8 protein-coding genes and 1 pseudogene are annotated in these 12,404 nt (G+C 72.1%); 8 read left to right on the top strand and 1 reads right to left on the bottom strand.

Annotation, left to right across the window (positions count from 1 at the left end; translation table 11 throughout):
• Positions 1-77 precede the first annotated feature (77 nt).
• Positions 78-698 carry a GNAT family N-acetyltransferase gene (locus ACZ7KX_RS32915; RefSeq protein ID WP_470329657.1) on the top strand — a complete coding sequence of 207 codons (621 nt, stop codon included), beginning with the start codon at positions 78-80 and terminating at the stop codon, positions 696-698.
• Between the two features lie 26 nt (positions 699-724).
• On the opposite strand, the gene ACZ7KX_RS32910 is transcribed toward ACZ7KX_RS32915, so the two are convergent.
• On the bottom strand, positions 725-1,564 hold the full coding sequence (locus tag ACZ7KX_RS32910) for a S1 family peptidase (RefSeq protein WP_470329714.1): 840 nt from the start codon (positions 1,562-1,564) through the stop codon (positions 725-727).
• Between the two features lie 1,314 nt (positions 1,565-2,878).
• Here ACZ7KX_RS32910 and ACZ7KX_RS32905 point away from each other — a divergent pair.
• The 7 genes and pseudogenes from ACZ7KX_RS32905 to ACZ7KX_RS32875 form a co-directional block, all read left to right on the top strand.
• Positions 2,879-3,199, top strand: a pseudogene (locus ACZ7KX_RS32905) (SpoIIE family protein phosphatase); the annotation flags it as partial.
• A 503-nt stretch (positions 3,200-3,702) separates the two neighbouring features.
• Positions 3,703-5,070, top strand: coding sequence for an extracellular solute-binding protein (locus tag ACZ7KX_RS32900; protein WP_470329656.1), 1,368 nt, complete (start codon positions 3,703-3,705; stop codon positions 5,068-5,070).
• A complete protein-coding gene (locus ACZ7KX_RS32895) occupies positions 5,067-6,020 on the top strand; it encodes a carbohydrate ABC transporter permease (protein WP_470329655.1) in 954 nt (317 codons plus the stop codon). The genes ACZ7KX_RS32900 and ACZ7KX_RS32895 overlap by 4 nt, the downstream gene beginning before the upstream one ends.
• Entirely contained in the window at positions 6,020-6,865 is an 846-nt protein-coding gene (locus ACZ7KX_RS32890; RefSeq protein WP_051825542.1) for a carbohydrate ABC transporter permease, read from the top strand. Before ACZ7KX_RS32895 ends, ACZ7KX_RS32890 begins: the two co-directional genes overlap by 1 nt.
• An 80-nt stretch (positions 6,866-6,945) precedes the next feature.
• A complete protein-coding gene (locus ACZ7KX_RS32885) occupies positions 6,946-8,751 on the top strand; it encodes a glycoside hydrolase family 36 protein (RefSeq protein ID WP_470329654.1) in 1,806 nt (601 codons plus the stop codon).
• A 53-nt stretch (positions 8,752-8,804) separates the two neighbouring features.
• Positions 8,805-9,824: a LacI family DNA-binding transcriptional regulator gene (locus ACZ7KX_RS32880; protein WP_470329653.1), complete on the top strand. Its 1,020-nt coding sequence runs from the start codon at positions 8,805-8,807 to the stop codon at positions 9,822-9,824.
• A 44-nt stretch (positions 9,825-9,868) separates the two neighbouring features.
• Positions 9,869-12,289 carry an RICIN domain-containing protein gene (locus ACZ7KX_RS32875; RefSeq protein WP_470329652.1) on the top strand — a complete coding sequence of 807 codons (2,421 nt, stop codon included), beginning with the start codon at positions 9,869-9,871 and terminating at the stop codon, positions 12,287-12,289.
• The last annotated feature ends 115 nt before the right edge of the window (positions 12,290-12,404 follow it).

The following is a 12,404-nucleotide window of genomic DNA, read 5'->3' as shown; positions in this document are numbered from 1 at the left end:
GAGTCGACGGTTGAATCGGTGGGCACCACCTGGATATTGGATTGCCTGGCCACCGTGGAAGGGCCGAGAGTCGGCGGATGCGTGATCTGAAGCTGACCGTCGGTGATCTCACCCTGTCGCCCCTGAGCCTGGCCGACGTCAACGCCCACCTGGCTGGCGAGGACGACCTCTTGGCGCGCTGGCTGAACGGGGGGCGGGGCACTCGGGCCGGCACCGAGGAATACATCCGCCGCTGCATGGAACAGTGGGCCACCAGGGGACCGTTGCGCGCCTTCGGAATCCGAGTGGGCGGCGAGCAGACCCTCGCGGGAACGATCGACCTCCGGTTCGAGACGGCCGGCCATGCTGCCGGGCAGGTGAACATCGCCTACGGGCTCTACCCCGCCTGGCGCGGACGGGGCCTGGCGACCCGCGCGGTCCTCCTGGTCTGCCGATACGCGGCAGGTGAAGGAGCAGATCGGGCGGTGATCCAGGTGGTTCCGGAGAACCCGGGCTCGGCCGCGGTCGCCCTCAGGGCGGGCTTCACCTACGTCAGGCAGGTCCTGGGCGCGGACGGCAACCGGTTCGACTGGTATGTCCGCAACCTGTCCAGCGAGCTCGGCCGGGAGGACGTCGGTACGGCAGGAGGCTGCGGTGAGGCCCGCCACCGGGGCGGAACCCGCCGCCTGGACTCGCGGGAGCCGCCTCATGAGGGGTGATCCTCGTGCGGCGGCTCCGTCGGCGATCAGACGTCGCGCTTGATGGTCTTGTGGATCCAGTCCGAATAGGCGGGAACGTTGGTGTAGAGCCCAGGCCCGGCCGAGCAGGCGACCCCCGGGGCGCCGGGCCCCGAGGTGACTCCGACCAGCTCCCACCGCTCGTGCCTGCCCTTTTGCAGCTGCGGCCCGCCGGAGTCACCGAAGCAGGCCATGGCGTGGGGTACGCGGCTGATGGTGCACAGCCGGGTCGGGTCGGCGTAACCGGGGGCGCACTCGGCCGTGGCGCCCCTGCGGGCTTCGAGCTCCTGCAGTCGGTCGGCGAACTTCAGCTCCGTGTCGGAGGTGGTGCCGAAGCCCAGGATCCTGGTCGGGGTACCCGGTTGCCCCGCCCGCTTCGCGAGGGGGACGGGAGTCTCGGCTACGGGGCGGTCGAGGCGGACCAGCGCGATGTCGTCCTTGTTGGCGCCGCCCTTGTAGCTGTTCACGTAGCCGGGGTGGACGACGATCCGGTCGATTGCCCGGACGGTTCCCCCGGACTTGCGGTGGTCGCTGCCGACACGGACGATGCCGTCGAGCACGAGGTACTCGCCCTGCACACAGTGGGCCGCCGTCAGTACCCACTGCGGATCGATCAGCGAGGCCCCACAACTCCCGTCGAGCAGTCCCTTCGTCGGGGCTGACTCCGGGATCGTCGCCATGAAGGGGTAACGAGCCGTGGCATCGCTCCCGTTGACGATGGCCCCGGCGGTGCCGGTCATCACGGTGCCGCACACGGCGGCTGCGAGAGCACCGACAGCCGTGACACGCGCCACGCGGCCACACGACGACTTTATGTTGAACACAGAGGCTCCCACTTCCTTGGACATCCAGAAGTGTCCAGCCTGGCTGTTCGAGATCCACCGGACCATCGGGGCAGCAGGCCAGGGTGCACGCCAGGTAGCGGTCCCAAGCACGGTAGGGATGACCCCCGCCCCGGGCCGTGCCCCGCGTCTCACCGCACGGCCGGCCTCACCTGGCTAGCCGGAACGATCATGTCAGCGGGCTCCGGCACCGTGGACCACAGGACGACGGCCTCGCGGCTGGCGGGCAGGCTCTCGTAGTCGCGGGCCGGACCTCGTCGCCGCTACCGCCAGATCCGACCCCGGGGCAGCGTCGAACACGGCGCAGGACGCGGCACAAGACCTGCCGGCCGGAGGGCACGGCCGGGCTCGGCTCGCTCCGATGCCCCGGTCCCGGATGCGCCGCGGCCCGCGCCAACCGAGGGTGGGGTGATGACCCTGATCGTGCTCCTGGAACCCGAACTTCAGCGTGTGGACCACTTCGGCAGCGGCGGCGAGGAGTACGTCGAGGCTGTGCGCGCCGTGCACGCCGCCGAGGCCGACCCGTCCGAGCCCCGCGGTCCTGGCGGCCGCACTCTGTGCGGTGCGGACACCCGGCGGATGCAGACCGTGGACTACCGGCCGTCAGCACCTGGTTCTTCCTGGTATCCGCCGAAGTGGCACGGGAGCGGGAGGGTCTGCCGGGACTGCGACCGAGCCGTCCACTCTGCCTGACCGAGCTGCTCACGCCAATGGGCGGCTCGCCTGGTTCCTCTCCGGTGCCATCACCGCGCCGGAGCCCGTACTGCGCCGGCGTGCCCTGCCCGCCGACGCAGACCGCTCCTTCGGCACCGTTCCTGTGGCGCCCGGGCAGTGCGCGGAGGCCGAGGTTGCCCTCCGCCGCCTCCGAAGCGCCCTCGCCTGCAACACCCGCGGGCTGACAGCCCGTCCGGCGGGGCACCGGTCCCCGACCTCGGGCGGGCCGTTCCGCCGCCCCGTCCTGGGGTGCTCACGGATCCGTCCTGCAGCACACGGCGGGCTGCCCCGGCTTCCGAGCGGGTGCCGGGGCGGGCAGGACTGTCCGTACCGGTTCAGGTTCTCGGGTCGGGCGGCTCTGGCCGTGAGGGTGGTGGGGGTGTGGCGGCGGTGGCGGGTCGCAGGGGCGCACGGGGGAGGCCGTCGGGCCGCCGGGGCGGCAGGGACCGCCCCGGCGGTGGTTCAGGAGAAGACCACGGAGCGGAGCTTGAGCCTGTCACCGACTCGGTCACCAACTCCACCGCGTTCAGCCCCACCGACACCATGCCGCTGTCCACCCGGGCCAAGGCCCTGATGTCCCATCGAGAGCATCGCCGCTCTCATCAAGAAGTCCTCCTGCGCGCCGACATGCCCTTCGGCATCGAAGCGCAGGGCCGGTACCGGGTGCAGGACATCGACCTGCGGCCCGGTGACCGGCTGCTGCTCTACCCCGACGGGATGCAGGAACGCCGCGCGGAATCCGTCGACCTGCCCGCCCTCATGGCCGCCACCGCCACCGAGCATCCGCGCGAGGTGGTACGCGCCCTGGTCGCGGCCGTCACCGCGGCCTGCGACGGCCGGCTCCAGGACGACGCCACCGTGATGTGCCTGGACTGGCACGGCCCCACCAGCCGAGGACGCCGCGCCCACGCCGGACCCAACCTCTAGAAGCACGCCGGACTGCCCCGAGAGGTGGGAGAAGACGGGCGGGACCCCGGGCCGGCGATCCACGGGCACCACTACGCAGTGGAGCACCCGGAGCTGGTGGACCCGTCCCCGAGTACCGGGCCCTGCGCCGAGGCCGCCCGATCCGGTCCGTGTGCGGAGGCGGGCCGGTTCACCGCCGCCCGCCGGAGGCATCCCCCACCCGTGATCAGGCGAGCCGAGAACGGCCCGGCGCTGGCGCGGGGCGGGTTCCCCCGGGGAGCGGCGCCGTCAGGCCGGTCGGGCGACCTGTGTGCCGCGAGGGTGATGACGCAGCGGCTTGTAACGTTTTCGCTGTGCGCGACGAAAAATTTGCGAAAAATATTGTTAACCGTTCCTGGTCTGGCTAGATTCACTCCCGCTCCCGCCGGTGGCGACGAGCACGGCGGCACCGGACGGCGGTGCGCCGGAGAACGGGGACGGCTGGTGTGCGGCGCTGTCCCGAGCCGAGAGAAGGAGACCCGGGCATGGGTGGCAGAGTCGTGGGCGGTCCGAGTCGGCGCGGGTTCCTGAAGGGGCTCGGCGCGGCGGCGGTCGCCGCGGGCGGGGGTTCGGTGCTCGCCGCGTGCAGCGGTTCGAGCTCGGACGGCGGCGACAGCGGGGGCTCGGGCGAGCTGTCCGGCTCGATCACCGTGTGGAGTTGGAAGAACCCGGCGGCGGAGCTCAAGGCCCTGATCCCGGCGTTCAACGCCGTTCACCCCAAGGTGAAGGTCACCGTCCAGGACATCGGCAACCCGGCCATCTGGGACAAGATCACCATCTCCATGGCGGCCGGCGGTCAGGGGCTCGCCGACGTCCTGCACATCGGCGTGGACTACCTGCCCAGCTACATCGAGAAGTTCCCCGGCGGGCTGGCCGACATCTCCAAGCTCGGAGCCGACAAGTACGCCACCGCCTTCGCCCCCGGCCTGTGGCAGACCGTCTCGCGCGAATCCAGGGTCTACGCCCTGCCGTGGGAGGCCAACGCCAGCGGCTTCTACTACCGGGCCGACCTCTTCCAGAAGGCCGGCGTCGACGCCACCGCACTCGCGACCTGGGACGACGTCATCGCCGCCGGCAAGAAGGTCAAGGACGCCACCGGCACCGCCCTGCTCGCGCTGGACCGCTCCGCCTCGCAGGCCGACTCGGCCAACCTCTTCCAGCTGCTGCTCCAGCTCCAGGGCACCTTCTACTTCAACCTGGACGGGAAGATCACCCTCAACTCGCCCGAGGCGGTCCGAGCGCTCACGCTCATCAAGGAGATGAACGACGCCGGCCTCATCCTCGACGCGCAGGGCTCGCCCGGCCAGCCGGGCTACGACTCCGCGGTCAAGGCGGGCAAGGTCGCGGTCTGCCCCAACCCGGCCTGGTACGGGGGGTACATGGAGACCCTGGCCGCCGACCAGAACGGGAACTGGAAGCTGATGCTCCCGCCCGCCGTCACCCCGGGCGGCTCCCGCTCCGCCATCGTCAACTCCACCCACCTGGCGGTCGCCGGGTCGAGCAAGAACCAGCGGGCGGCCTTCGCCTTCGCCGAGTTCGCGCTGACCCGGCCCGAGTCGCAGGTCGGGATCTACAAGAACAAGGGCATCTTCCCCGCCCTGCTCAAGGCTTACGACGATCCGGCGTTCCACGCCGAGTCGGCGTTCTTCGGCGGCCAGAAGTACGCCGAGGTGTTCCTCGACGAGCTGTCCAAGCCGTCCGTGCCCACCAACTACACCGCCGACTACGCCCGGGCGCTCAAGGTCATCGACGACGCCCAGACCAAGGTGCTGCTCCAGGGCGCCGACCCGGCCGCGGCGCTGAAGTCCGCCGCGGAGCAGCTCGTCCAGCAGACCAGGCGGGCGCAGGCATGACGACCGCTCCGCTCGATCGGCCGGCCCCGCCCGGGGCCGGCCCCTCGGCCCGGCAGACCCGCACCACCCCGGCCCCCCGGCGGGCCGGGCGTGGCGGTGGTGCCCGCCTCGCGCCCTACCTCTTCGTGCTCCCGACGCTCGTGCTGTTCGCGGCGTTCCGGCTCTACCCGGTGGTCTGGTCGTTCCTCCTCAGCCTGTACCGGACCGACGGTGTCCAGCAGACCTGGACCGGCCTCGGCAACTACGACCGGCTGATCCACGACCCGCTGTTCTGGAAGGCGCTGGGCAACACCGCGCTGATCCTGGTCGTCCAGGTACCGGTCATGCTCGCGCTCGCGCTCGGCCTCGCCGTCGCGCTCAACTCAGCGCTGCTGCGCTGGAAGCCGGTGTTCCGCCTCGGCTTCTTCCTCCCGGTGGTGACCGGCCTGGTCACCTACGGCCTGATGATGGGCGCACTGCTCAACCAGGACTCCGGTGCCGTCAACTGGCTGCTGCAGCTGGTCGGACTGCCACAGGTGCACTGGCTCAGCGACCCGTTCTGGGCCCGGGTGGCCATCATGCTCGCCCTGACCTGGCACTACACCGGCTACAACGCGGTCATCTACCTGGCCCGGCTGCAGGCCGTCCCGGCCGAGCAGCACGAGGCCGCCGCCGTCGACGGCGCGGGCGCCTGGCGCCGGTTCTGGCACGTCACCCTGCCCGGGATGCGGCCCGCCCTGCTGCTCACCGTCGTGCTGTCCACCATCGGCACCCTCCAGCTGTTCGACGAGCCGTTCGTCATGACCGGCGGCGGGCCCGACAACGCGACCACCACCATCGGCGTGTACCTGTACCAGACCGGGTTCCGGTACTTCGACTTCGGCTACGCGTCCGCGATCGGCTACGCGCTGGTCCTGATCATCTCGCTGCTCGGCCTCGTCCAGGTCAAGCTCGCCAAGGAGGAGGAGTGATGGCCGGCACCGGTCCTGCCTTCCGTGCGTCCCGCCGCGGCCAGGTGCTGCTCACCGGGGCGATGCTCGCCCTGCTCGCCCTCACCGTCGCCCCGCTGTACTGGCTGGCGATCGCCTCCACGCACACCTCGCACGACATCTTCGGCCGCCCGCCGCAGCTGCTGCCCGGCGGCGAGCTCGGCACCAACCTCGGCAACCTGGAGGAGTCCGTCGGCTTCGGCCGCGTCGTGCTCAACTCCCTGCTGCTGTCGGTGGTCTACACCGTCCTCGGCGGCATCGTCTGCACCCTGGCCGGCTACGGCTTCGCCAAGTACCGCTTCCGCGGCCAGGGCCTCCTGTTCTCGCTGCTGCTGCTCGCGCTGGTGGTGCCGACCCAGCTGACCATCGTGCCGCTGTTCAAGATGATGGTGAACCTGGACTGGCTCAACACCTACCAGGCCGTCCTGCTGCCCAACCTCGCCCTGCCGTTCGGGATCTTCCTGATGCGCCAGTCCATGCGCTCCCTGCCGGACGAGCTGCTCCAGGCCGGCCGGATCGACGGCTGCGGCGAGCTCGGCCTCTTCCTCCGGATCGCGCTGCCCACCATGCGCCCGGCCCTGGCGGCGCTGGCGATGTTCCTTTTCCTGTTCCAGTGGAACGACTTCCTCTGGCCGCTGGTCGCGCTGCGCGACCCGTCCTCCTACACCATCCCGGTCGCCCTCGCCGCTCTGACCGGCAGCTCCGACGTCGACTACGGCCAGCTGCTGACCGGCACCGCGGTGGCCGCGGTACCGATGGCCGTGCTCTTCCTCTTCCTGCAGAAGCACTTCGTGTCCGGGATGCTCGCCGGGGCCGTGAAGCAGTGACCGCCGACCCGGCCGGTCCGCGCACCGCCGCGACCGACCCGACCACCCCCTCCATCGCCCCCACTCCAGAGAGGCCCCCCGTGCAGACCGGCTCCATCGACCTCGCCGCGCTGCCCACCTTCACCCCGGACCAGTGGGAGGGAGGGATGCACGAACTCCGGCTGCACGGCACCCGGATCACGGTGCAGGCCGCGCCGGGCGCCGTCGAGGCGGCCGCCGAGGACACCGACACCGCCTCCCTCACCGCCACGGCCGGCGCCACCGAGGTGACCATTCGCCTGGACGTCCCGCTCGGCGACGCCGCCGGCTTCTGGCACCCGAACGCCGGCTGGGAGCGCACCCTGCCGGCCGACTGGTCGCCCTGGCGCTCCGTCTCCCTGGTGGACTCCGCTCCGGCCGGCTGCCTCTTCGACACCACCGGGCGCTCCGTGCTCGCCTTCGCCGCCGACCGCGTCGTCCGGCAGACCGCCGTGCGCTTCGGCGTCTCGGAGGAGCACAAGCGCTTCGGCGTCTGGCTGCGCTTCCAGCTCGCCGCCGGCGAGCCCTGCCGGGTGCGGCTCGCCGCGCCCGGGACCACCCTGGCGGCCGCCCTGCGGGAGCTGCGGGACTGGTTCGGCGCCCTGCCCGGGGGCACGCCCCTGCCCACGCCCGACTTCGGCCGGACCCCGGTCTACTCGACGTGGTACGCCTTTGCCCAGGACGTGACGGCCGCCGGGGTCGAGCGCGAGGCCGCGGTCGCGGCCGAACTGGGCTGCGGGCAGCTCTTCCTCGACGACGGCTGGCAGCTGCACGGTGACGGGCGCGGCTACGCGGGCTGCGGCGACTGGACGGCCGACCCCGGCAAGTTCCCCGACCTGCGCGCCCACGTCGAGACCGTCCGCGCGCTGGGCCTGCGCTACACCGCGTGGATCGCCCCGCTGCTCCTCGGCGAGCGCTCCGCGGCCCACCGCGACTGGGCCCGGTTCGCCCCGCACCACGTCCACCGCCTCGACTGCCGGATCCTCGACCCGCGCCACGCCGAGGTCCGTGACCACGTGGTCGGCCTCTGCCGGGGCGTGGTGGCGGAGTACGGCCTGGACGGACTGAAGATCGACTTCCTGGACGAGGCCACCGCCTACGCCCTGGCCCCCGCCCCCGACCAGGCCGGCCCCGGCTACGTCACGGACGTCGGCGAGGCGATGGCCCTGCTGCTGACCCGGCTGCGCGAGGAACTGCGCGGGCTGCGCGGCGACGACTTCGTGATCGAGCTGCGCCAGCGCTACACCGGCCCCGCCATGACGGCGTACGGCAACCTCCTGCGGGCGATCGACTGCCCGGCCGACGCGGTGGCCAACCGGGTCCGCACCCTGGACATTGCCATGCTCGCCCCCGGCGGCGCCGTCCACTCCGACATGCTGATGTGGGACCCGGACGGCACGCCGGAGGTACTTGCCCGCCAGATCCACGGCGCGCTCCACTCGGTGCCGCAGATCTCCGCCCGCCTCACCGAGCTCTCCGACGCCCACCGCCGGGCGCTGGCGTTCTGGCTCTCCACCTGGCGGCGGCTCAGCCCCGCCCTGACCGGTGGCCACTACGAGCCGGGCCGGCCCGACGAGCTGTACCCGCAGGTCACCGCCCGGCACGCCGACCAGTACGTGGTCACCGCCTACGCCGACCGCCCGGTCACCCTGCCCGCGGGACCCTGGCACGCGCTCACGCTGGTCAACGCCTCGACCGCGGGGCGCCTGCTGCTGGACGTGCGCGGGGCCGCTCGTCACGTCCGGATCGAGCCGTACGACGCGGCGGGCCGGCCGCAGCCCGAGCTCCTGATCGACCTCCCCGAGGGTCTGCACCCCGTCGCCGTGCCGACCGGCGGTCTCTGCCACGTCACCGAGGTTGCCGGATGACATAGTTACGGCCGACCGGGGACAACGATCAACCCAATTGGGGGCAGGTAGTAGTGGAACAGGAAAAGGTCGGGATCACCGAGGTCGCCCAGCGGGCCGGAGTCAGCGTGGCCACGGTGAGCCGGGTGCTGAACCGCAAGGCCGGGGTCTCGCAGAAGACCCGGCAGGTGGTCGAGCGGGCCATGGAGGAACTCGGCTACGAGCGGGGCACCGCCACCGGCGGCATCGTCGGGGTCATCACCCCGGGGCTGTCGATCCCGATCTTCGGTGTGCTGGCCGAGCGGATCGGCCTCGCGCTGGCGCCGCACGGCCTGCGCGCCGTCGTCTGCCCCGCGTTGCCGGGCGGCGTGCAGGAACGCGACTTCCTCAAGTCGCTTCTCGACCTGGGCGCGAGCGGGATCGTCTTCTGTTCCGCCAGCAACACCCTGGAGAACTTCGACCCCGAGGTGCTCCAGCTCCTGGAGAACCGTCCCGTCCCCTACGTCTGCATCAACGGCCGTTTCGAGGACAGCCCCTCGGTCGCCTTCTCCACCGACGACGCCTACGCCGCGGAACTGTCGGTGCGTCACCTGCAGGGGCTCGGCCACCGCCGCATCGGGATGGCCGCCGGTCCGGTCGGAAACCGCCCCGCCGACCGGAGGGTCGCCGGATTCCGGGCCGCGATGGCGGCGCTCGGCCTCGCTGAGGACGAGCCGCCGGTGGTCCACCAGACCTACTCGGTCGAAGGCGGCCAGTTCGCCGCCGAGCAGTTGCTGGCCCGGGGCGTCACCGCGGTGATCGCCGCGAGCGACCAGATGGCGCTCGGTGCGATCCGCGCGATCCGCCGCCAGGGCCTCTCCGTCCCCGAGGACGTCTCCGTGATCGGCTACGACGACGGCCCGCTCATGGAGTTCACCGACCCGCCGCTGACCACGGTGCGCCAGCCCGTGGACCGGCTGGCGGCCGAGGTCGCGCGCGGCCTGGTCGGTCTGCTGTCCGGGCACCAGGTCCCGGTCGGCGAACTGATGTTCCAACCCGAAGTCGTCGTGCGCGGCACGACCGCCCCCCACCACCCCCGACGGCCGCCCGCCTGAGGCCGCCGGGGGCGCACCTTCCCACAACGATGTCGGAGGATACGTTGCCCCACCCCGTACCCCGTCGCGCCCTGCTGCGCGCCCACGCCCACCTGGGCCTGGTCTCCGTCGCCGCGAGCGCCCTCACCCTGCTGCCCGCCGGGGCGGCCCACGCCGCCGGCGATCCGGTGGTCCCCGGAAGCGCCTACACCATCGCCTCCGGGGCCACCGGCCAGTGCCTGGGCGGCAGGTGGGCGGCCACCGCCGACCTGACCCCGGTCGTCCAGCAGCCCTGCCAGGGGCTCCTGGGCCAGCGCTGGCGCCTCACCCCGAACGGTCGCGGCGGCTACACCGTCTCCGACCGCTCCGCCCCGAACTCCTGCCTCAACGTCCAGGGCGGCTCCACCGCCCCCGGCGCCGCACTCGTCGAGTACACCTGCAACGGCTCCCCGAACGAACAGTTCACGCTGGAGGCCACCGCGAACGGCGCCACCCTCATCCACCCGCAGAACAGCGCGCTCTGCCTGGACCTGCCGTACGGCGCCCCCACCCCGAACGTCCAGATCCAGCAGTACACCTGCCACGGCGGCGCCAACCAGCAGTGGCTGCTGACCCGCGCCGACCCGCTGCTCTTCGCCAACCCGGGCTTCGAACAGGGCACCACGGGCTGGACGTTCACCGCGCACGCCGGCACCGCCGGGAACAACGCGCACCGGGGAGCCGGCCTCGCCTACCTGGACGCGGGCAGCGGCTACCGGATCAGCCAGAGCACCACCGCGCCACAGGCCGGCGGCTACGACATCGGCGCCTGGATCGCCACCGGCGCGGCCGGCGGCACCCTGACCGTGCAGGTCAACGCGGTCGCCGTGGGAACCGTGACCCTACCCGCGCAGGCCGTCTACGCCCAGTACACCGTGCCGGGCGTACGGGTGGCCGCCGGAGACACCGTCACCGTGTCGGTGGGCTCCGCGCCCGGAGGATGGGTCAACGTCGACGACGTCACCGTCGCGCCCTCCGCCCCCAACAACCCGCGGATCAGCTCCTCCAACGCGACCGTCACCGCCCTCTTCGACTGGGCCCGGGCCAAGGCCAACTCCTTCGCCGCCCAGCCCGGTGCCACCGGCCCGCTCAACGCCGACGAGCGCACCAGCGGGGGCAGCGGACAGGACACGTACGCCACCACCTACTGGGCGGGCTACCCGTACCGCTCGGCCTTCTACTCCCGTGACTTCGCCCACCAGGTGGTCGGCGCCCACCTGCTCGGCCTCGACGCGGCCAACAAGACCATGCTCCGCTCCTTCGCGTCCTCCGCGGCCGGCGCCCCGGACCACATGCCGTACTGGGCGGTCAACTTCGACGCGAAGACCCCGCTGTCGATCGACTACCACAGCCCGACCTCATTCGTCCGCGAGCTCCCCGCCGCGTTCGAGCTCGCCCAGAAGATCAACGAGGCCTACGGCTGGACCGGCGACACCGACTACCTCGACGACCCGGCGCTGTCCGGATTCGTCGCCGGGACCGTCGGCCCCTACGTCACCGGGCACACCGGCCCGATCGACAACGGTCGCGTCCCGGTCGCCCAGGCCACCAGCGGCGACATCTTCCAGGGCGTCGCCAGCTACAACGAGAACGGCGCCACGCTCGCCGAATCCGGCGACGCCGTGGCCTCGCAGTACCAGGCCTACCTGGCCGCCGCCGCGCTGGCGACGGCCAGGGGGAACGCCGATGCCGCCGCCGGGCTCCAGGCCGAGGCGACCACCCTGAAGACCTACTTCAACACCAAGTGGAGCGTGGACCCGGCCGACCCGGCGCACGTCGTCCGCGCCTACGACGTCAACGGCACCGCGTACAGCGACTGGGGCAAGGAGAACTCCTGGTTCATACCGCTGAAGGGCATCATGGACCCGGGGCAGCGGCAGAACGACTACCTCGCCTGGATCGACGCCCAGGCCTCCGGAGCGGGCGCACCCGAGAACCTCGAAGCCGCCACCTACCTGCCGGACGTCTTCTTCGCCCACAACCAGGGCGCGACCGGCTGGAAGTGGATGCAGTACGTCCACGACCGCGTCGGCGCGCTGCACAGCACCGGGCGCTTCCTCAACGGCGACTACCCCGAGATCGCCTTCACCCTGCTCGGCCAGACCGTCCAGGGCCTGCTGGGCGTCCAGCCGGACGCCGCCGGGCACGCCCTGAGCACCACCTCCCGCCTGCCCTCGGACATCGGCTGGCTGCAGCTCACCTCCATTCCGGTCGGCAGCGGTACGGTGACCCTGCGGCACGACGGGGTCACCAAGTCCACCCTGGCCAACACCTCCGGCACCGGCAGCCTCACCTGGACGGCCCGGTTCGCCGGCACCCACAGCGGCATCACCGTCGACGGGACGGCGCAGCCGACCCGCACCGTCACGCTCGACGGCGTCACCTACACCTACGCCACCGTCACCGTCCCAGCCGGCCGGACCTCGGTCGTCCAGGTCACCGGCTGACCGACCCCCGGCCGGCGGCGCGGCACTTCCCCCACGGTCCGCGCCCCGGCCGGGCACACGCCCGGCGGCAGGATCGAGCATGTCTTGGCTGCCGTCCGGTCGCCGTTCCGCCGGG

The sequence above is a fragment of the Kitasatospora sp. NPDC038210 genome (assembly GCF_055600605.1).
Note: the sequence above shows the minus strand (reverse complement) of the source record. Positions and strands in the feature narration are given on the sequence as shown.

What these genes read in the sequence shown, in the direction of transcription:
- ACZ7KX_RS32890 (WP_051825542.1), top strand. Translation starts at nt 6,020, where the DNA reads ATGGCCGGCACCGGTCCTGCCTTCCGTGCGTCCCGCCGCGGCCAGGTG.
- ACZ7KX_RS32910 (WP_470329714.1), bottom strand. Translation starts at nt 1,564, where the DNA reads ATGTCCAAGGAAGTGGGAGCCTCTGTGTTCAACATAAAGTCGTCGTGT.
- ACZ7KX_RS32900 (WP_470329656.1), top strand. Translation starts at nt 3,703, where the DNA reads ATGGGTGGCAGAGTCGTGGGCGGTCCGAGTCGGCGCGGGTTCCTGAAG.
- ACZ7KX_RS32915 (WP_470329657.1), top strand. Translation starts at nt 78, where the DNA reads ATGCGTGATCTGAAGCTGACCGTCGGTGATCTCACCCTGTCGCCCCTG.
- ACZ7KX_RS32895 (WP_470329655.1), top strand. Translation starts at nt 5,067, where the DNA reads ATGACGACCGCTCCGCTCGATCGGCCGGCCCCGCCCGGGGCCGGCCCC.